The organism is Microbacterium sp. T2.11-28, from assembly GCF_950097975.1.
Classification (GTDB): Bacteria; Actinomycetota; Actinomycetes; order Actinomycetales; family Microbacteriaceae; genus Microbacterium.
This window is the reverse complement of sequence record NZ_CATNHF010000001.1, coordinates 282,563-301,019: the sequence shown is the minus strand read 5'-3', so window position 1 is coordinate 301,019 and position 18,457 is coordinate 282,563. Positions and strand designations below refer to the sequence as shown.

General features: G+C 71.1%; 17 protein-coding genes and 1 pseudogene. 7 read left to right on the top strand and 11 right to left on the bottom strand.

Annotated features, from left to right (window positions below; genetic code table 11):
• Positions 1-112 precede the first annotated feature (112 nt).
• Genes QQZ13_RS01465 through QQZ13_RS01450 form a run of 4 tightly spaced genes read left to right on the top strand, consistent with a single transcriptional unit; the run spans position 113 to position 3,347 of the window.
• The gene (locus tag QQZ13_RS01465) at positions 113-616 is read left to right on the top strand and encodes a single-stranded DNA-binding protein (RefSeq protein ID WP_284527351.1); all 504 of its coding nucleotides are present in this window, start codon (positions 113-115) and stop codon (positions 614-616) included.
• A 39-nt stretch (positions 617-655) separates the two neighbouring features.
• A complete protein-coding gene (locus tag QQZ13_RS01460) occupies positions 656-1,171 on the top strand; it encodes a hypothetical protein (RefSeq protein WP_284527350.1) in 516 nt (171 codons plus the stop codon).
• 24 nt (positions 1,172-1,195) lie between these two features.
• Positions 1,196-2,875 carry an energy-dependent translational throttle protein EttA gene (ettA, locus tag QQZ13_RS01455; protein ID WP_284527349.1) on the top strand — a complete coding sequence of 560 codons (1,680 nt, stop codon included), beginning with the start codon at positions 1,196-1,198 and terminating at the stop codon, positions 2,873-2,875.
• Positions 2,868-3,347 (top strand): thioesterase family protein, encoded by a 480-nt coding sequence (locus QQZ13_RS01450; protein ID WP_284527348.1) that lies wholly within the window; start codon positions 2,868-2,870, stop codon positions 3,345-3,347. Before ettA ends, QQZ13_RS01450 begins: the two co-directional genes overlap by 8 nt.
• Before the next feature lie 15 nt (positions 3,348-3,362).
• Here QQZ13_RS01450 and QQZ13_RS01445 read toward each other — a convergent pair whose 3' ends face one another.
• Positions 3,363-4,208 carry an acyl-CoA thioesterase II gene (locus QQZ13_RS01445; RefSeq protein ID WP_284528007.1) on the bottom strand — a complete coding sequence of 282 codons (846 nt, stop codon included), beginning with the start codon at positions 4,206-4,208 and terminating at the stop codon, positions 3,363-3,365.
• Between the two features lie 82 nt (positions 4,209-4,290).
• Here QQZ13_RS01445 and QQZ13_RS01440 point away from each other — a divergent pair, with 82 nt between their 5' ends.
• Positions 4,291-4,962, top strand: coding sequence for a hypothetical protein (locus QQZ13_RS01440; RefSeq protein WP_284527347.1), 672 nt, complete (start codon positions 4,291-4,293; stop codon positions 4,960-4,962).
• Between the two features lie 101 nt (positions 4,963-5,063).
• On the opposite strand, the gene QQZ13_RS01435 is transcribed toward QQZ13_RS01440, so the two are convergent.
• The 10 genes and pseudogenes from QQZ13_RS01435 to QQZ13_RS01390 form a co-directional block, all read right to left on the bottom strand.
• Positions 5,064-6,749, bottom strand: coding sequence for an FAD-binding dehydrogenase (locus QQZ13_RS01435; protein ID WP_284527346.1), 1,686 nt, complete (start codon positions 6,747-6,749; stop codon positions 5,064-5,066).
• Positions 6,746-7,216: a globin gene (locus QQZ13_RS01430; RefSeq protein WP_284527345.1), complete on the bottom strand. Its 471-nt coding sequence runs from the start codon at positions 7,214-7,216 to the stop codon at positions 6,746-6,748. The genes QQZ13_RS01435 and QQZ13_RS01430 overlap by 4 nt, the downstream gene beginning before the upstream one ends.
• Positions 7,213-8,304 (bottom strand): mechanosensitive ion channel family protein, encoded by a 1,092-nt coding sequence (locus QQZ13_RS01425; RefSeq protein WP_284527344.1) that lies wholly within the window; start codon positions 8,302-8,304, stop codon positions 7,213-7,215. The genes QQZ13_RS01430 and QQZ13_RS01425 overlap by 4 nt, the downstream gene beginning before the upstream one ends.
• A gap of 42 nt (positions 8,305-8,346) precedes the next feature.
• Entirely contained in the window at positions 8,347-9,018 is a 672-nt protein-coding gene (locus QQZ13_RS01420; protein WP_284527343.1) for a response regulator transcription factor, read from the bottom strand.
• Entirely contained in the window at positions 9,015-10,367 is a 1,353-nt protein-coding gene (locus QQZ13_RS01415; protein WP_284527342.1) for a sensor histidine kinase, read from the bottom strand. Before QQZ13_RS01415 ends, QQZ13_RS01420 begins: the two co-directional genes overlap by 4 nt.
• A gap of 10 nt (positions 10,368-10,377) precedes the next feature.
• Entirely contained in the window at positions 10,378-11,199 is an 822-nt protein-coding gene (locus tag QQZ13_RS01410; RefSeq protein ID WP_284527341.1) for an ABC transporter permease, read from the bottom strand.
• Complete coding sequence (locus tag QQZ13_RS01405; RefSeq protein WP_284527340.1) at positions 11,196-12,128, bottom strand: ABC transporter ATP-binding protein; 933 nt, start codon at positions 12,126-12,128, stop codon at positions 11,196-11,198. Before QQZ13_RS01405 ends, QQZ13_RS01410 begins: the two co-directional genes overlap by 4 nt.
• Positions 12,129-12,236: 108 nt before the next feature.
• A complete protein-coding gene (pepN, locus tag QQZ13_RS01400; protein ID WP_284527339.1) occupies positions 12,237-14,777 on the bottom strand; it encodes an aminopeptidase N in 2,541 nt (846 codons plus the stop codon).
• 71 nt (positions 14,778-14,848) lie between these two features.
• Positions 14,849-16,536: pseudogene (locus QQZ13_RS01395) on the bottom strand (SulP family inorganic anion transporter).
• Positions 16,533-16,904 carry a helix-turn-helix transcriptional regulator gene (locus QQZ13_RS01390; RefSeq protein WP_284527338.1) on the bottom strand — a complete coding sequence of 124 codons (372 nt, stop codon included), beginning with the start codon at positions 16,902-16,904 and terminating at the stop codon, positions 16,533-16,535. The pseudogene QQZ13_RS01395 and the gene QQZ13_RS01390 overlap by 4 nt, the downstream one beginning before the upstream one ends.
• 55 nt (positions 16,905-16,959) lie before the next feature.
• On the opposite strand from QQZ13_RS01390, the gene QQZ13_RS01385 reads away from it, so the two are divergent.
• Both QQZ13_RS01385 and QQZ13_RS01380 read left to right on the top strand, forming a co-directional pair.
• Positions 16,960-17,448, top strand: coding sequence for a ribose-5-phosphate isomerase (locus tag QQZ13_RS01385; RefSeq protein ID WP_284527337.1), 489 nt, complete (start codon positions 16,960-16,962; stop codon positions 17,446-17,448).
• Positions 17,448-18,443, top strand: coding sequence for an Fpg/Nei family DNA glycosylase (locus QQZ13_RS01380; protein WP_284527336.1), 996 nt, complete (start codon positions 17,448-17,450; stop codon positions 18,441-18,443). Before QQZ13_RS01385 ends, QQZ13_RS01380 begins: the two co-directional genes overlap by 1 nt.
• The last annotated feature ends 14 nt before the right edge of the window (positions 18,444-18,457 follow it).

Sequence of the window (18,457 nt, the reverse complement as noted above, 5' to 3'; positions counted from 1 at the left end):
CCGCGTACTGGGTGCCGTTGTCCACTGCTCGTGCGGATCAGGGAACGCGGGTTCCGGGCGCCCGACAGCCTGTGGCGAGGCGGGGACGGACTCCGCGGAAGGAGTGCAGGAGATGAGCGATCAGATCACCGTGGTGGGAACCGTGGCGACCGACCCGGAGCGGCGGCAGACCTCGACGGGCATCCCCGTCTTCCACTTCCGCCTCGCCACGAACGTCCGCCGCCGCGACGAGGCGACCGGCACCTGGGTGGACGGTCAGACGAACTGGTACGCGGTGTCCGCCTACCGCGGACTCGCCGAGCACGCCGCCGAGTCGATCCGCAAGGGGCACCGCGTCATCGTGTCGGGATCGTTCAAGCTGCGCGAGTGGGAGGCCAACGGCCGACAGGGCGTCGCGGCCGAGATCGACGCGGCTGCCCTGGGGCACGACCTGTTGTGGGGGACGACCGTCTACCGGCGCACCGCGCCTGTGCGGGCAGAGAGCACGACGGCGTCCGACGGCGGACGCTCGCCGGGTGAGGGGGACGCCGGGTCCCGAGACGAGGAGCCGGGCGCCAGCGGGGAGGAGAGCGGCGCATGGGCCCCCGCGCTCGGCAGCGACCCCACCCCGTTCTGAGCCGCCGGGACCGACACCGGCGCGCCGTAGACTCGGTGCGTGCGCCGACTCGACCCCCGCCCCTGCGTCGTCGCTGTGGCGGTGCTCGCAGCGATCGGGGCGCTCACCGGATGCGCTCCCGACGCGCAGCCCGGCCCGGGTCCTGCGGCCTCGGAGACGGTCGCCTCGCCCACCGACGCGGCGACGCCGTCGTCACCGACCCCCGCCCCTTCGCGGACAGAGCCTGCGCTCGACCCCGACGGCAGCGCCGAGGACAACCTGCCGCTGTTCACCGAGGTCATGGAGAAGGTGTGGAAGACCGACGACAGGGTGAAGGGCCGCGCGTACATCGACGCGCTCGTGCGCGCCGGGTTCGACAAGGCGTCGATGGAAGTGACGAAGGACCGTTCATCCGTGGGGATCCCCGCCGACAGCATCCAGTTCTCGGTGCGGTGGACGGACGCGTGTCTGGTCGGCCAGGTGGGTCCTTCGACGAAGAAGCCCGCCGCCGTCGTCCTGCCGCACCTGCCGACCGGCGGCTGCCTGGTGGGGGAGACGCGGCCCATCGACTGGTGAACGGCACCGTAGACTTGGTCCGTTATGGCTGAGTACATCTACTCCATGGTCCGTGCCCGCAAGGCTGTCGGCGAGAAGCTCATTCTCGACGACGTCACGATGGCTTTCCTCCCCGGCGCGAAGATCGGCATGGTCGGTCCGAACGGCGCGGGAAAGTCCACCATCCTGAAGATCATGGCGGGGCTGGACCAGCCCTCCAACGGCGAGGCGAAGCTGTCTCCGGGCTTCACCGTCGGCATCCTCATGCAGGAACCGGAGCTCGACGAGTCCAAGACCGTTCTCGAGAACATCCAGGACGGCATCGCCATCAAGGCCAAGGTCGACCGCTTCAACGAGATCTCCGGCCTCATGAGCGACCCCGATGCCGACTTCGACACCCTTCTCGCCGAGATGGGCAGCCTCCAGGAGGAGATCGACGCTGCCGACGCCTGGGACCTCGACTCCCAGCTCGAGCAGGCGATGGACGCCCTGCGCACTCCGCCGGGCGACGCCGCGATCGCCCCCCTCTCGGGCGGTGAGAAGCGCCGCGTCGCCCTGGCCAAGCTCCTCCTGCAGAAGCCCGACCTGCTGCTCCTCGACGAGCCGACCAACCACCTCGACGCCGAGAGCGTGCTGTGGCTGGAGCAGCACCTCACCTCGTACAAGGGTGCGGTGATCGCGATCACCCACGACCGGTACTTCCTCGACAACGTCGCGGAATGGATCGCCGAGGTCGACCGCGGGCGGCTGATCGGCTACGAGGGCAACTACTCGACGTATCTGGAGAAGAAGGCCGAGCGCCTCGACATCCAGGGCAAGAAGGACGCCAAGCTCGCCAAGCGTCTCAAGGACGAGCTGGAGTGGGTGCGCTCGAGCGCCAAGGGCCGCCAGACCAAGTCGAAGGCACGCCTCGCGCGCTACGAGGAGATGGCGGCGGAGGCGGAGCGCACGCGCAAGCTCGACTTCGAGGAGATCCAGATCCCCGCCGGTCCCCGTCTCGGCAGTGTCGTGATCGAGGCGAAGAAGCTGTCGAAGTCCTTCGGCGACCGGAGCCTCATCGACGGGCTGAGCTTCAGCCTTCCGCCCAACGGCATCGTCGGGGTGATCGGTCCCAACGGCGTCGGAAAGACCACGCTGTTCAAGACGATCGTGGGCCTCGAGCCGCTCGACGGCGGCGACCTCAAGATCGGCGAGACGGTCAAGATCAGCTACGTCGACCAGAGCCGGGCCAACATCGACCCGAACAAGACGCTGTGGGAGGTCGTCTCGGACGGCCTCGACATCATCACGGTCGGCAAGACCGAAATCCCCTCGCGGGCGTACGTCTCCAAGTTCGGGTTCAAGGGCCCCGACCAGCAGAAGAAGGCGGGCGTCCTGTCCGGCGGCGAGCGGAACCGGCTCAACCTGGCACTCACGCTCAAGGAGGGCGGCAACCTGCTGCTCCTCGACGAGCCGACCAACGACCTCGACGTCGAGACCCTCGGATCCCTCGAGAACGCGCTGCTGGAGTTCCCCGGGTGCGCCGTGGTCATCACCCACGACCGATGGTTCCTCGACCGGATCGCGACCCACATCCTCGCCTACGAGGGCACCGACGAGAAGCCGGATCAGTGGTACTGGTTCGAGGGCAACTTCGAGGCGTACGAGGCCAACAAGGTCGAGCGTCTGGGCGCCGACGCGGCCGCACCCCACCGCTCGACGCACCGCAAGCTCACCCGTGACTGAGACGCGCCTGCACGTCCCCATCCACCTGCGATGGGGCGACCTCGACGCGTTCAACCACGTGAACAACACGTCGATGCTGAAGCTGCTGGAGGAGGCGCGCGTCCGCGTGTTCTGGACGCCCGAGGCGGGCGACACGGCACCGGACACGGCCGTGATCGAGAGCGGCATCGCCTCCGGCGTGCTCACCCTCATCGCGCGTCAGGAGATCGAGTACCTCGCCCCGGTGCCCTACCGCCGCGAGCCGCTCGACATCCAGATGTGGTTCGGCAAGATCGGCGGGTCGAGCATCGAGGTCTGCTACGAGGTCTTCAGCCCCCTCGGCGACGACCCGCAGCGCCTCTACGCGCGCGCCACGTCCGTCGTGGTGATGGTGGACGCGCAGACCGGTCGGCCGATGCGTCTCAGCGACCGCATGCGCGATGCGTGGACGCCGTACCTCGGCGAACCGATCGTCTACGGTCACCGCCGCTGACGCCGGCTGAGCGGGTCATGAGTCCGCCGGCACGCGGATCATGATCTCCTGAGCCACTGAGGCGACCAGCGACCCGTCCCGGTCGAAGAGGCGCCCGGTGGAGAGCCCGCGTCCGCCGCGGGCGCTGGGCGACTCCTGCAGGTAGAGCAGCCACTCGTCGACGCGCGCGGGCCGGTGCCACCACATGGCGTGATCCAGGCTCGCGACCTTGAGTCCGGGCCGCAGCCAGGACACCCCGTGCGCCCGCAGCACCGGCTCCTGGATCGTGAGGTCGCTGAGATACGCGAGGACGGCGCGGTGCAGGGCCGGCTCGTCGCCGATCGGACGTCGCGTGCGCATCCACACCGCCTGATGCGGCTCGTGGGACGCGGGCGCGTCCCCGTACAGATCGCCCGAGACGTGGAGCACCTCGATCGGGCTCTGGTCCAGCAGACGCTGCGAGTGCGGGTGACGCAGCGTCTCGCCCCTGTGGGCGATCAGCTCATCGGGCGACGGGATGCCTTCGGGCAGCGCCGCCTGGTGATCCAGTCCCGGGTCCTCGCGCTCGAACGAGGCGATCATCGAGAAGATCGGGACGCCCGACTGGAAGGCCTGCGTCCGCCGCGTCGAGAACGACCGACCGTCGTGGATGCGGTCGACAGAGAAGGTGAGGCCCTGCCCGGCGTCTCCCGGCCGGAGGAAGTAGCCGTGCATCGAGTGAGGCACCCGGTCGTCGCCTGTGGTGCGGTCGGCAGCGAGGATCGCCTGCGCCAGCACCTGCCCGCCGAAGATGCGCCCGCTCGGCATCGGGTGCGAGATCCCGGTGAAGATGTCCTCGGTGGTCCGCGCATCGCCGGATGACAGATCGAGCACCGCCAGCATGGCGTCCACCGGATCGAGCTCGTGCGGCACGGGTCCTCCTCCCGGCGCCGCAGTCGCGGGCGCCCTTGGTAGTTTAGGGCGGGTGCCCTCACGCCTCCTCTTCGCCGATCCGCTCGCCGCCGCCGACGCGGTGACGTTCGCGCGGCGCGCCGCGCTCCTCGGCGACGGTCTCGTACGGCTGCGCGCCGAAGGCGGGGTGCTGGCGCTGACCTCGGCTCCGCTGGCACCCGCCTCGCTGCTGGACGAGACGCCCACGGTGCTCGGCATGCGGTTCCTCGCCGTCGACCCGGAGCTCGTCTGCGACCTCGTCGTGGAGGCGAGCGCCCTGGAAGCCGACGCGGAAGCGGCGACAGCCGTTCTGCTGCCCGACACCGGCCGGTCCGCGCCGTGGGCGGGGATCTCGCCGCCCCGCACCGGGTGGACGGCCGCCGGTGAGATCGATGCGGCGACGCTCGCCGTGCGCGCGCAAGGCGGGATCGCCGCGGTCGCGCGGGCCGTCCCCACCGACGCCGGCGAAGACGTCGTGCGCACGGTGCGCGCCGCGGTGTGGGGGCCGGAAGACGACGAGATCGCGGGCCTTCCGCAGGGCGTGGCGTTCGCCGCGTTCGCGCTGGGCTTCATCGCGGGGGAGGAGACGGCGGCGATCCGCCGCAGCGGGCCCTGGACCCGGGTGAGCCTCACTCGCGGCCACGTGCTCGCGCGGAGCACCGTCCGTTCCGGACTGACCGCCGTCCGTGCGACCGGGAGCCGCTGACGCGGCACTGTGACCACCCGGTCGCCCGACGATCCGTCGCTCGAACCCGTGTGCAGCCCGGGAACCGCCACCGGGTGGGCGTCGCGCGAGGCGCCGGCCGCCTAGACGGCCGCGGCCGCTGCCCGTCCCGCGACCCGGCCGGAGAAGAGGCAGCCGCCGACGAAGGTCCCCTCCAGGGCCCGGTAGCCGTGGACCCCGCCGCCGCCGAAGCCCGATGCCTCTCCGGCCGCGTAGAGCCCGGGGATGGGCTCGCCCTCCGCTCCGAGCGCCCGCCCGGACAGATCCGTCTCGATGCCGCCGAGCGACTTGCGGGTGAGCACGTGCAGCTTGACGGCGATCAGCGGCCCCGCCGCAGGATCGAGGATGCGGTGTGGCCTGGCGGTGCGCACCAGTCGATCGCCCCGGTAGGCGCGCGCCGAGCGCAGCATCGCGATCTGCGCGTCCTTCGTGAAGTCGTTGTCGATCTCGCGATCACGCGCGACGACTTCCCGGCGGACGCGCTCGGCGTCCAGAGCCTCGCCGCCGGGGAGTGCGCGCATGCCCGCGATGAGCTCGTCGAGGGTGCGCCGGACGACGAAGTCCGCCCCGTGGTCGAGGAAGGACTGGACCGGTCCTGACGCGCCCTTCCCCAGCCTCGACGAGAGCAGCAGGCGCACGTCCTTCTCGGTGAGATCGGGATTCTGCTCGCTCCCCGAGAGGGTGAACTCCTTCTCGACGATGGACTGCGACAGCACGAACCACGAGTGGTCATGGCCGGTCGCCCGCAGGTGCGCGAGGGTGCCGAGCGTGTCGAACCCGGGGAACAGCGGCACGGGGAGCCGTGCGCCTGTCGCGTCGAGCCAGATCGAGGACGGGCCGGGGAGGATGCGGATGCCATGGGTGGGCCAGATCGGATCCCAGTTCTGGATGCCCTCGACGTAGTGCCACATGCGGTCGCCGTTGATCAGACGTGCGCCGGCCGCGGCGGAGATCGGCTGCATGGAGCCGTCGACGTAGGCGGGCACACCGGACAGCATGGTGCCGGGAGGTGTGCCCAGACGCGCCGGCCACTGCGCGCGGACGAGATCGTGGTTTCCCCCGATGCCGCCGGAGCTCACCACGGTGGCCGCAGCGGAGATCTCGAAGGACCCGACGATCTCGCGAGAGGTCGCCTCTCCGCGCCGCGCGCCCGACGGAGCGAGCACGTCGCCCCGGGCGCCGGTGACCGCGCCGCCGTCGACCGTGAGCTGCGTGACCTTGTGGCGGGGGAGCACCGTGAGGCGCCCGGCGGCCTCGGCCTGCTCGACGGCCGCCTGGAACGGCGCCACCAGCCCCGGCCCCGTGCCCCAGGTGATGTGGAACCGCGGCACGGAGTTGCCCGGCCCGGTCGCCGTGTACCCGCCACGCTCGGCCCATCCGACGACGGGGAAGAACCCGACACCCTTCTCCCGAAGCCAGGCGCGCTTCTCCCCGTTCGCGAACTCCAGGTAGGCGTCGGCCCACCGGCGCGGCCACAGATCCTCGTCGCGGTCGAAGCCCGCGGTGCCGAACCAGTCCTGCCGGGCGAGTTCCAGGGAGTCGGTGATGCCCATCCGGCGCTGCTCGGGCGAGTCGACGAAGAACAGCCCGCCGAAGGACCAGAACGCCTGACCGCCCAGGTTCGTGCGCGGCTCCTGATCGACGATCACCACCTGCTTGCCGGCGGCCACGGCCTCTCCCGCGGCCACGAGACCGGCCAGCCCCCAGCCGATCACCAGGACATCGGCCGAGTACCGCCCATCGGCGCCTGTGCCCGCGCGTGCTGTCATGACGACTCCTTCGTCGTGTCGGGATGGAGGGGAAGGGTGCCGGCGCCCCGCGCTCCCTGCGCGGGTCCGATCCCGGTCGGCTCGAAGGTGTTCACCATGGCGAACGCGGCGCGCTGCAGGTAATCCCACAGCGTCTCCTCGTGCAGCGGCGGGAGGGCGAGCTCCTCCACGGCTGTGCGCATGTGCGCCAGCCAGCGGTCGCGCGCGTCCGGGTTCACGTGGAACGGCAGATGACGCATGCGCAGTCGGGGATGACCGCGCCGCTCGCTGTAGGTGGACGGACCGCCCCAGTACTGCTCGAGGAAGAGCGTCAGGCGCTCGGCGGCAGGACCGAGGTCCTCCTCCGGATACATCGGCCGGAGCACCTCGTCGTCGGCGACGCCGCGGTAGAAGGCGTCGACGAGGCGCACGAAGGTCTCGTGGCCCCCGACCTCGTCGTAGAAGCTCAGACGCGCGTCGTCGCTCACGGTGTGTCGCTCTCGGTGGGCGCGGTCGCGCCGTCGTCCTTCGCGGCGGGTGCCGCGGAGCCCTTGCGCTTGGGGCGCCACACCGGCTTCGCGTCGGGCGTGCGCGCCTCGGCGCCGGCGACGGGGGTGGGCTTGGTCTTCGGCGGATTCGCGCCGCGGACCCGCTGGGCGCCCTCGAGGCCGCTGAGGGTGATCGAGTTCAACTGCGGCAGCGTGATCCCCATCGCGTCGATCGCGCGCTTGAGGCGCATGCGGAGCTCACGTGCGACGTCGTCCTTGGCATTGGCCCGCGTCTTCATTACGAGACGGATGACGAGCGCATCGCCGGAGACCGACTCCAGCCCCCACAGCTCGGGCTGCTCGATGATGCGGGTGCGCCACTTCGGGTCCTTCGCGAGGCTCTTCGCCGAGTCGAGCATCGCCTTCTCGACGTCCTCGATCACCGCGTCGACGGGTACCGCGAGGTCGATGATGACCCGCGACCAGCCCTGCGACATGTTGCCGATCCGGGTGACCTCGCCGTTGCGGACGTACCAGAGCGTCCCGTTGACGTCGCGGACGTGGGTGATGCGCACACTGACGTATTCGACGATGCCGGTGGCGAGGCCGAGATCGACCACATCGCCGATCCCGATCTGATCCTCGGCGACGATGAAGATGCCGTTGAGCACATCCTTGACGATGTTCTGCGCGCCGAATCCGAGCCCCGCACCGATGGCCGCGGAGAGGAGGGCGAACGAGCCGAGCACATCCGGATTGATGACCTGGACGCACAGGATCACGGCGATGATGACGATCGTCACGTTGACGATGTTCTGGAGGATCGTCCCCAGCGTGCGGGTGCGCTGGACGAGACGCACCTGGGCGAGGGGCGAAGCCTCGATCGCGCGGGTGTCGTCGACGTTGGCCTTGGACTTGGCGCCGGCGACGATCCGTCGCACGACACGGCGGATCACGATGCGCAGCAGCCAGGAGAGCAGCACCGCGCCGACGACGATCGCGGCGATCCCCGCGGCGCGGAGGCCGACCTGGGTCGCGATCCTGCCGAGCTCGGTCCAGATGCCCGGGTCTGCTGCGTCGAGTCTCATCGCTCCGATCCTAGCCAGCGCCACCGGCCCGACGCTGCGGGGTCAGTCCGCGTCGCGCCGCACGCCCGCGTGCCCCCACCGGTGAGCGAGGATGACCGCCTGGATGCGGTCCCGGGCGCCGAGCTTCGCCAGCACGCGACCGACATGGGTCTTCACTGTCGATTCCCCGAGGTAGAGCTCGGCGGCGATCTCGGCGTTCGTCAGTCCCCGGCCCATCGCGACGAACACGTCGCGCTCGCGCTCGGTCAGCGAGGCGGCCGGATCGGGACCGATCGGCGCCGTGTCGATGTGTCCGAGCCTGTCGATGACGCGCCTGGTCACCCGTGGCGACAGCACCGCATCGCCGCGATGCACGGCGCGCACCGCTCCGATGAGCTCGGCACGCTGGGCGTCCTTCAGCAGGAAACCGCTCGCGCCCGCATCCAGCGCCCCGAACGCGTATTCGTCGAGATCGAAGGTGGTGAGGACGATCACCCGGCTGTCGGGCACGGCATCCCGCAGTCGTGCGGTCGCCTCGATGCCGTCGGTGCGCGGCATGCGCACGTCCATCAGCACGACGTCGGGATGCAGGCGCACGGCCTCGCGCAGGGCCTCCTCTCCATCACCGGCTTCTCCGACGACGACGAGGTCGGGCTCCGCCTCCAGGACGAGCCGGAAGCCGACGCGGATGAGCTCCTGGTCGTCGACGAGCAGGATGCGAACCGTGTCTGTCATGGTCTCTCCGCGGGTGAGGGGGAATCGGGCGACGAAGGCCCGCCGGGAGGGAGGGGCCCGGGGGATGCCGCGGGATCGGCAGGGCCGTCGTCGAGGGTGAGGACGTCGTCCGGCTCGTCGTCGGCGCAGGGGATCTCCGCGATCAGCTGCCAGGTGCCCGCGCCGACGCGGCCCGCGGTGAGCGTGCCGCCGACCAGGGCGATCCGCTCGCGCAGGCCGCGCAGGCCGTAGCCGCCGGCGGTGGGCGCTTCGACGACGCCGTCGTTGCGCACCTCCGCCCGGACGTCACGGTCTCGGACGGTGACGCTCACATCGATCGACGTGGCGGCCGGAGCGTGCCGCATCGCGTTGGTGAGCCCCTCCTGCACCACCCGCCCGACGGCGAAGCGCACCTGCCGGGGGAGCGCGCGGGAAGCGGTGCGAGTCGTGGCCGTGCGGAGGGTGACGGGGAACCCCGCGCCGCGCGCCGACTCGACCGCACTCGCGACGAGGTCCTCGTCGGCCGGCAGCAGCGGCGCGTCCCCTCCGGAATCATCGCGCAGCACCCCGAGCATGGAGCGCATCTCACGAAGGGCGCTGCGCGCGGTCTGGGCGGCCTGCGCCGTGGCGGCACGGGCCCGGTCGACATCGGGCGTCGCCGAGGCGCCCTCGGTGAGGGCGACGATGACGGTGAGGGAGTGGGACACGATGTCGTGCATCTCCCGCGCGATGCGGGCGCGCTCGGCGGCCGCGGCGATCCGTCCCTGCTGATCGCGCTCCCGCAGGAGCTGGCGGGAGCGGTCGATGATCGCTTCGACATAGCGCTTCCGGCCGCCGACGTTCACGCCGATCAGGGTGCCCACCAGCGACAGCATGAGCTCGCTGACGACGCTGTTGAGGGCGACCGAGAGATCGATCACGCCGGTGAGGGTGAGCCCGCCCGCCAGGGCTGCGAGGGAGCCGATGCCGATCCCGAAGCCGAGCCAGGCGTCGCGCGACGACCGGTAGACCGCCAGCGCATAGCTCGTGAACAGCAGCAGCACGGAGCCGATCGGCGTCGGTGCGAACAGGAAGGCGCCGGCGAGTACGTAGGAGGCGATGAACACGGTGAGCGGCCACTGCCGGCGGCGCAGCAGCAGACCGCAGGCGACGACCGTCAGCACGACCAGCGGCAGGCCCGCGGGGTGCGGCGACCCGCCGGACTCGCGGAACGTGGAGGCGGGGGTGAGCGTCAGCAGCAGCGCGAGCAGGGCCAGCAGGACGTCGGCGAGCACGGGGTGACGGGACCAGAAGCGGCGGATCGCCCCGGGCGGACGCGGCAGCCGCAGGTCGTCCTCCAGCGGAGGCGCACTGCGGCTGCGCGTCGACACGGCCTCGACTCTACGCGTCACGCGTGCGCAGGACCGCCCAGGCGCCGAGCAGCCCGGCGACGACCCAGGCGATGATCGCGATCAGCGCCGGCACGGTGTCCTCCGCGCCCACGCTCGTGAGCGTCTGCGAGGCGTTCATCGGAAGGTACTGGCCGAGGTCGGTGACCCATTCCCATGCCGTCCCGAACATCGAGAACAGGCTCACGACGATCGGGGCGACGAACAGCAGGCCGACGGTCGCCGCGATGGCGCCCGCGCCGTTGCGGATGATGAAGCCGAAGCTCACGCCCAGCAGGGCGAACGCCGTCATCGAGAGCACGCCGTACCCGATCGGCACCGTCGACGACGCGGGGTCGCTCCAGTCGATCTGGGTGCTCAGCAGGCCCGACGTCGCCACGACCGCGAGGCCGAAGATGGCCGCAGAGGCCACGGCGAGGAAGACGCCCATGACGAGCGCCTTGGCCGCCAGGACGACCCCGCGCTGCGGCACAGCCGTCAGGGTGGAGCGGATCATCCCGGTCGAGTACTCGCCGGTCACGGCGATCGCCCCCAGGATGCCGGCGACGAGCATCGTGAACTGCATCGGCGCCACGATCGCCAGGACCGGGGGGAACCCGGGGCCGAAATCGGCCGAGGCCGCGGCCATGAGCAGCGAGATCCCCACCGACAGCACGGCGGCGACGCCGATCGACCACCAGGTCGAGCGCAGCGAGAACAGCTTGATCGCCTCGCTGCGCACCACCCGGGCGAAGGTGAGGCGGGCACGGGCGCCCGCGGGAGCCGGCGCGGCGACGGGGGAGCGGGTCTCTGAGGTGACGGTGGTGGCGGTCATGACTGCTCCTGGTGAGGGTCGGTGACGTCGGCGGTGCGGTACTCGACGGCATCGCCGGTGAGCGCGAGATACGCGTCCTCCAGGGAGCCGGCCGTGGGGGTGAGTTCATGGAGAGGGATGCCGGCGGCCGCGGCGGTGTCGCCGATCGCCGCCGCAGTTACGCCTTCGACGTGGAGTACGCCGGTCTCCGGGGTGGTGACGGTGACGCCGGCGGTCGACAGCGCCTCGACGAGCTCGGAGGGGCGCGGCGTGCGAACGAGGACGGTGGTCGCCGTCCATGCGGCCACCAGTTCGTCGAGGGGCGCGTCGGCGAGCACGCGGCCGCGACCGAGCACGATGACGTGATCGGCGGTGAGGGACATCTCGCTCATGAGGTGGCTGGACAGCAGCACCGTGCGTCCCTGGGCGGCCTGGTAGCGGACGAACTGGCGCACCCAGCGCACGCCCTCGGGGTCGAGTCCGTTGACCGGCTCGTCGAGGATCAGCGTCTGCGGATCGCCGAGGAGGGCGGCGGCGATTCCCAGCCGCTGTCCCATGCCGAGCGAGAACTTGCCGGCGCGACGCCGCGCCACCGAGCCGATCCCGGTGAGGTCGATGACCTCGTCGACGCGCGACTTCGGGAGCCCGTGGGTCGCTGCGATCGCGCGCAGGTGCGAGCGGGCACTGCGTCCCGTGTGCACGGCCTTCGCGTCCAGCAGCACACCCACCTCCGTGAGCGGTGCGCGGGAGGTGCGATACGGCGCCCCGTTGACGGTCACGTGACCGGCGGTCGGACGATCCAGGCCCACGATCATGCGCATCGTGGTGGACTTGCCCGCGCCGTTGGGTCCGAGGAACCCGGTGACCTTCCCGGGCTGGACGGTGAACGAGACATCGGACACGGCTGCCGTGTCCCCGAATCTCTTGGTGAGGCCTTCTGCGACGATCATGCTTCGACGCTACGGCGCACCGCGGGCACGGCGCATCCGCCGGAGGTACCGGAAAGCCGACGAGGGCCTCCCCCCGCAGGGGGACGCCCTCGTCGTCGTGGCGCGGGACTACTGCGCGTCGCGCTCCTGAACGGCCAGCGCGCGCTCGACGCCGGCGAGGTTCTCGTTGACGAGGCGCCGCAGGGCGGGCGCCGCGTCCCGATTCGCCTCGAGCCACCGCCGGGTCGCGTCGCGCAGGGCGGTGTTCGCGAGGGGGGCGGCGTAGAGGCCGGTGATGAGGTAGTTCGCGATCTGGTACGTGCGCGACTCCCAGATCGGGATCAGCATCTCGAAGTACGCGTCGACGAACGCCGTGAGCGACTCGACGCCGGCGGGGTGGACGAATCCGAGCGCGGCCGAGCGCACGACGGTGTTCGGAAGGTCGGGCGAATCGACCAGGGACGACCACGCGACGCGCTTCGCCTCCACCGTCGGCAGCGCGGCCCGCGCCTGAGCGGCGAACTCGCCGCCCTTGGCCGTGTTGTCGGCCGCGAGGGCCGCGTCGATGTCCGACGCGTCGACCGCGCCCGCCGCCGCGAGGGACACCAGCAGGGCCCAGGACAGGTCGGCGTCGATGGTGAGACCGTCGAGCACCGTCTCGCCGTCGCGCAGGGCGCGCACCTGCTCCGCGTGGGCGGGGGTGGCCGCGGCCGAGGCGAACGCCGTCACGAACTGCAGCTGGCTGTCGCTGCCCTCCTCGGCGTCCTGCGCCAGTCGCCACAGCGCGTCGGCGACCTTCGCGCGGGTCGCCTCGCGCTTGTCGGGCGCGACATACGCGTTCGCGGCGAGCTGCAGCTGCGCGAGCGTGGTGCGGACGGTGGTCGACTCGGTCTCGGCGCCGATGTTGCGCAGGACCAGATCGACGTAGTCGGACGCGGACGCCTCGGCGTCGCGGGTCTGATCCCAGGCGGCGCCCCACACGAGCGAGCGCGCAAGCGGGTCGCTGATCTTGCCGAGGTGCGCGATGGCCGTCTGCAGCGAGGTGTCGTCGAGGCGGATCTTGGCGTAGGCGAGGTCGCCGTCGTTGAGAAGCACGAGGTCGGGGCGGCGGATGCCCGTGAGCTCGGGGACCTCGGTGAGGTCGCCGTCCACGTCGATCTCCACGTGGTGCGTGCGCACGAGGTCGCCCTGGAGCGTGTAGAAGCCGACCCCGAGGCGGTGCGGGCGGATCGTCGGGTAGTCCGCCGGCGCCGTCTGGACGATGGCGAACCGCGTGATCGTCCCGGTGCCGTCCACCTTGATCTCGGGCGAGAGCGTGTTGACGCCGGCGGTCTCGAGCCACTTGCGCGACCACGTGGTCAGCTCGCGGCCGCTCGTGGCCTCGAGCTCGACGAGCAGGTCGGACAGCTCCGTGTTGCCCCAGGCGTGCTTCTGGAAGTACGCGGCCACTCCGGCGAAGAACTCCTCGATGCCGACCCACGCCGCGAGCTGCTTGAGGACCGAGCCGCCCTTGGCGTAGGTGATGCCGTCGAAGTTCACCTGCACGTCTTCGAGGTCGTTGATCTCGGCGACGACGGGATGGGTGGAGGGGAGCTGGTCCTGACGGTAGGCCCAGGTCTTCTCCATCGCGTTGAAGGTCGTCCACGCCTCGGTCCACTCGGTGGCCTCGGCCGTGGCGATCGTCGACGCCCACTCGGCGAAGGACTCGTTGAGCCACAGATCGTTCCACCACTTCATCGTGACGAGGTCGCCGAACCACATGTGGGCGAGCTCGTGGAGGATCGTGACCACGCGGCGCTCCTTGACCGCGTCGGTGACCTTGCTGCGGAACACGTAGGTCTCGGTGAAGGTCACCGCACCCGCGTTCTCCATGGCCCCCGCGTTGAACTCGGGGACGAAGAGCTGGTCGTACTTCGCGAACGGGTACGGAACCTGGAACTTCTCCTCGAAGTAGGCGAAGCCCTGACGGGTCTTGTCGAAGATGTAGTCGGCGTCGAGGTGCTGCCACAGGCTCTTGCGGCCGTACACGCCGAGGGGGATCACGCGGCCGGACGCGCTCGTCAGCTCCGAGAACGTCGCCTCGTACGGACCCGCGACGAGGGCGGTGATGTACGACGAGATGCGCGGCGTCGGCTCGAACGTCCACGTCGACGTGCCCTCGCCCGCCGGGACGGGCTCCGGGGTGGGGGAGTTGGAGACGACCTTCCACGCAGAGGGCGCGGTGACCGTGAACTGGAACGTCGCCTTGAGGTCGGGCTGCTCGAACACCGCGAACACACGGCGGGAGTCGGGCACCTCGAACTGCGAGTACAGGTACACCTCGCCGTCGACGGGGTCGACGAAGCGGTGGAGGCCTTCTCCGGTGTTCGTGTAGAGGCAGTCGGCATCGACGATCAGCTCGTTGTCGGCGGCGAGACCGTCGAGCGCGATGCGGGAATCGGCGAACGCCGAGGGGTCGATCGTGCGTCCGTTGAGCGTGATCTCGTGGACGGTGCGCGCGATGAGGTCCACGAACGTCGAGGCGCCCTCGGTGGCGGCGAAGCGGATCACCGCCCGCGAGCGGAACACCTCCGGTCCGGTCGTCAGGTCGAGGGCGACCTCGTACGACGCCGTGTCGACGAGGGTGCGGCGCTCCTGCGCCTCGCTGCGAGTGAGGTTCTCTCCAGGCACGTGTGTGTCTCCCAAGGGTGAGGGTGGATGCCAGGGCAGGCGCTGCTGGCGCCGGCGGCAACCTGATAAGCCTACGCGGACGCCGCCTCCCGCCGCACATGGCTGCGGGCATGCGCGATCGCGTCGGGGAGGGAGGTGAAGAGATGACGGTGGTGGCGCAGCGAGGCGAGCACCCCCACGGTGCGGAAGAGACCCTCGTGGCGCGGCTGCACTCCCTTGATGAGCACCGTGACGCCGCGGCGCTCCAGCAGCTGCACGATGTCGCCGAGGATCCGTGCGCCGGTCGCGTCGACGACCTCGAGCTGGCTCATCCGCAGGATCACCACCGAGACCCCGCGCACCGCCCGCATCTGCTCGAACACGCGGTCGGCGGCCGCGAACAGCAGGGGACCGTCGAACCGCATCACCGCGATCCTCTCGTCGCCGGGCAGCGCGTCGCCCGCGAGCTCCTCCCGGTGGACGCCGGAGGCGCGCGACATGCTGCGAAGCGCCACGACGCCGGCCAGCACATGCCGATGGCGACCGCGACGATGAGATCGAAGGCGACGGTGATGGTCGCCGTGACGACGAAGGCGACGGCATCCGCGCGTGTGGACGAGACGATCGCGCGCACCGTGCCGCCGTGCACCATGCGCACCGCCGTGACCATCAGCACCCCCGCCAGCGCAGCCAGGGGGATCTGGCCCACGGGCCCCGAGACGAGCAGCACGATCAGCAGCAGCACGACGGCGTGGAAGGCGGCGGCCACCCGGCTGCGCGCGCCCGACCTCACGTTCACCGCCGTGCGCGCGATCGCGCCCGTCGCCGGCATCCCGCCGAACAGCGCCGCGCCGACGGAGGCGAGTCCCTGACCGACCAGCTCGCGGTCGGGGTCGTACGGCCCGGTGTCGGCCATCGACGCCGCGACGCGGGCCGAGAGCAGGGACTCGATGGCCGCGAGGGCCGCCACGGTCGCCGCCGGGACGAGCAGCTGCGGGAGGAGGGCCGGATCGACGGCGGGCACCGACGGCGCCGGCAGCGCTCCAGGCAGGGCGCCGATCACGGCGAGCGGCGTGGGTGCCACGGAGACGAGGATCGTGACGACCACGATGGCGATGAGCGACCCCGGGACGGCCGGGTGGATCCGGGGGGAGATCCACATGATCGCCGCGACGATCGCTGCGGCGGCGACCGCCCACGGCACGTAGCCGGCATCCAGGTCGCCGAGCGCCTGGAATGCGGCGACGATCGCGTTGGCGCTGTGCGCGCCGGCCGGCGAAGGATGCGCCGAGGCGAGGCTCGGCACCTGCTGGAAGAAGATGATGACCGCGATGCCGAGCGTGAAGCCCTCGATCACCGGCCATGGGATGACCGAGACCGCCCGGCCGAGCCGCAGCACGCCCGCGGCAGCCACCATCGCGCCGGCGAGAAGGGTCACCACGACCACGGAGCCCGGTCCGTGCGCCGCGACGATCGGCACGAGGACGACCACCATCGCCCCCGTCGGTCCGGATACCTGCACGTGCGACCCGCCGAACACGGCCGCCACGATCCCCGCGACGATCGCGGTGACCAGCCCTGCCTCGGGACTCAGTCCGGAGCTCGCGCCGAACCCGAGTGCCAGCGGAAGCGCGACGATGCCGACGGTGAGGCCCGCAAGGAGGTCGCCACGCCAGGTGCGCCGAAGCCCGGCGTAATCGCCCCGCGACGGCAGCAGGGCGCGCCCACGCGCCGCCGCCCGGACCCACGAGGAGCCCGCAGGGATCGGCGCATCCGTCATCCGACGGGTCCGTCGCCGATGGTCGGGAGCGTGCGCGCGTCGTCGAGCAGCGTCCGCTCCTCGACGAGGACGCCGATCAGCAGCTCGCGCGCCGTCGCCAGCAATCGTGCGACCGCGGGGTCGGCGAGCCGGTAGTACACGTGCCGCGCCCGGCGCTCGCTGAGCACGAGCCGATGGCGCCGTAGCACCGCGAGGTGCTGCGACAGGTGCGAAGGCTCCAGACCGGTCTCCTCCTGCAGCGAGGCGACGGTGACCTCCGGTGCCGCGGCGAGCAGCTCCAGCAGCCGGATGCGGAACGGGTGCGCGAGGCCTTTGAAGAGGTTCGCCTTCACCTCGTAGAGCGGACGCTGCCGCGGAGTTAGTGACATGATGGAATCATCATATCGGCGACTGAGGCCCTCTCCGCGCTCCTAGGATGGAGCCATGCGCATCCACATCGCCACCGATCACGCGGGGCTCGAGTTCTCGACGCAGCTGCAGCACCACCTGGCCGCGCAGGGGCACGACGTCGTCGACCACGGGCCGATCGAGTTCGATCCGCTCGATGACTATCCCGCGTTCTGCATCCGGGCCGCCGAGGCGGTCGTGCGCGATCAGACGGCGGGCGTCGAGACCCTGGGAGTGGTGTTCGGCGGCTCGGGCAACGGCGAGCAGATCGCCGCCAACAAGGTCCGCGGCGTGCGCGCCGCCCTGGTGTGGAACCTCGCGACGGCGGAGCTCGCTCGTGAGCACAACGATGCGAACGTCATCGCCATCGGTGCGCGTCAGCACACGTTCGACGAGGCCGTTTCGTTCATCGACCGCTTCATCGCGACGCCGTTCCCCGGCGAGGAGCGCCACGCGCGCCGCATCGCGCAGCTCGCGGCGTACGAGACCGACGGGACCCTCGCTCCCGACCCCCGCGCGGTCTGATGCCCGAGGGGCATTCGGTCCACCGCATCGCGCGTCAGTTCGATCGGAACATCGTCGGTCAGCGCGTCGGCGCGTCCAGTCCGCAGGGCCGCTTCTCGGAGGGTGCCGCGATCATCGACGGCCGGACCGCCACCCGGGTGCGCGCGGTCGGCAAGCAGATGTTCCTCGAGTTCGACGACGACCTGTGGCTGCGCGTGCACCTGGGGATGTACGGCGCGTGGGACTTCGCCGGGGAGATCCTCGTGGATCCGACCATCGCGTCGGCCAACGGACGCATGGGACAGACGAACCAGCGCGGGACCGACCTCGACCCCGTCTTCGACGCGGCCGGCGAGAACTCGCTGAGCTCCATCGGCGCCCCGCGGCGTGCGCGCGTCCATGTGCGGATGAGCGAGCAGACGACAGGGCTCGCCGACGAGGCCGGAACGTGGCCGCCGCCCGTGGTCGGCCAGGTCCGCCTGCGCCTGCTGACCGAGGTGACGTGCGCCGACCTCCGGGGCCCCACGGCGTGCGAACTGCAGACCCCCGACGAGGTGCAGGCCACGATCGCCAAGCTGGGCCCGGATCCGTTGGTCGACGACGTCGCCGAGGGCGAGGAGCGCTTCGTCGCCGTCGTCCGGCGGAAGCCGACGCCCATCGGGCTCCTCCTCATGGACCAGAACGTCGTGAGCGGGATCGGCAACGTCTATCGTGCGGAGCTGCTGTTCCGTGCCCGGCTCGACCCCCACACGCCCGGACGCGACGTTCCCGAGGAGACGGTGCGCCAGCTGTGGCGGGACTGGGTGCGCCTGCTCGCCATCGGCGTCGAGACCGGGCAGATGATGACCATGGACGACCTCGACCCCGAGGCCTACCGGCGCGCCATGGCGAGCCGCGACGATCGCCATTGGGTCTATCACCGCGCCGGGCTGCCCTGCCGGGTGTGCGGCACCGCGATCGTGCTCGAGGAGATGGGTGCGCGCAAGCTGTACTGGTGCCCGTCCTGCCAGCGATGACCCCGTGAGGATGA

Coding starts and splice junctions, on each gene's coding strand:
- QQZ13_RS01465 (WP_284527351.1), top strand. CDS start 113: ATGAGCGATCAGATCACCGTGGTGGGAACCGTGGCGACCGACCCGGAG.
- QQZ13_RS01385 (WP_284527337.1), top strand. CDS start 16,960: ATGCGCATCCACATCGCCACCGATCACGCGGGGCTCGAGTTCTCGACG.
- QQZ13_RS01380 (WP_284527336.1), top strand. CDS start 17,448: ATGCCCGAGGGGCATTCGGTCCACCGCATCGCGCGTCAGTTCGATCGG.
- QQZ13_RS01420 (WP_284527343.1), bottom strand. CDS start 9,018: ATGACAGACACGGTTCGCATCCTGCTCGTCGACGACCAGGAGCTCATC.
- QQZ13_RS01405 (WP_284527340.1), bottom strand. CDS start 12,128: ATGATCGTCGCAGAAGGCCTCACCAAGAGATTCGGGGACACGGCAGCC.
- QQZ13_RS01445 (WP_284528007.1), bottom strand. CDS start 4,208: ATGCTGGCGGTGCTCGATCTGTCATCCGGCGATGCGCGGACCACCGAG.
- QQZ13_RS01410 (WP_284527341.1), bottom strand. CDS start 11,199: ATGACCGCCACCACCGTCACCTCAGAGACCCGCTCCCCCGTCGCCGCG.
- QQZ13_RS01390 (WP_284527338.1), bottom strand. CDS start 16,904: ATGTCACTAACTCCGCGGCAGCGTCCGCTCTACGAGGTGAAGGCGAAC.
- QQZ13_RS01435 (WP_284527346.1), bottom strand. CDS start 6,749: ATGACAGCACGCGCGGGCACAGGCGCCGATGGGCGGTACTCGGCCGAT.
- ettA (WP_284527349.1), top strand. CDS start 1,196: ATGGCTGAGTACATCTACTCCATGGTCCGTGCCCGCAAGGCTGTCGGC.
- QQZ13_RS01425 (WP_284527344.1), bottom strand. CDS start 8,304: ATGAGACTCGACGCAGCAGACCCGGGCATCTGGACCGAGCTCGGCAGG.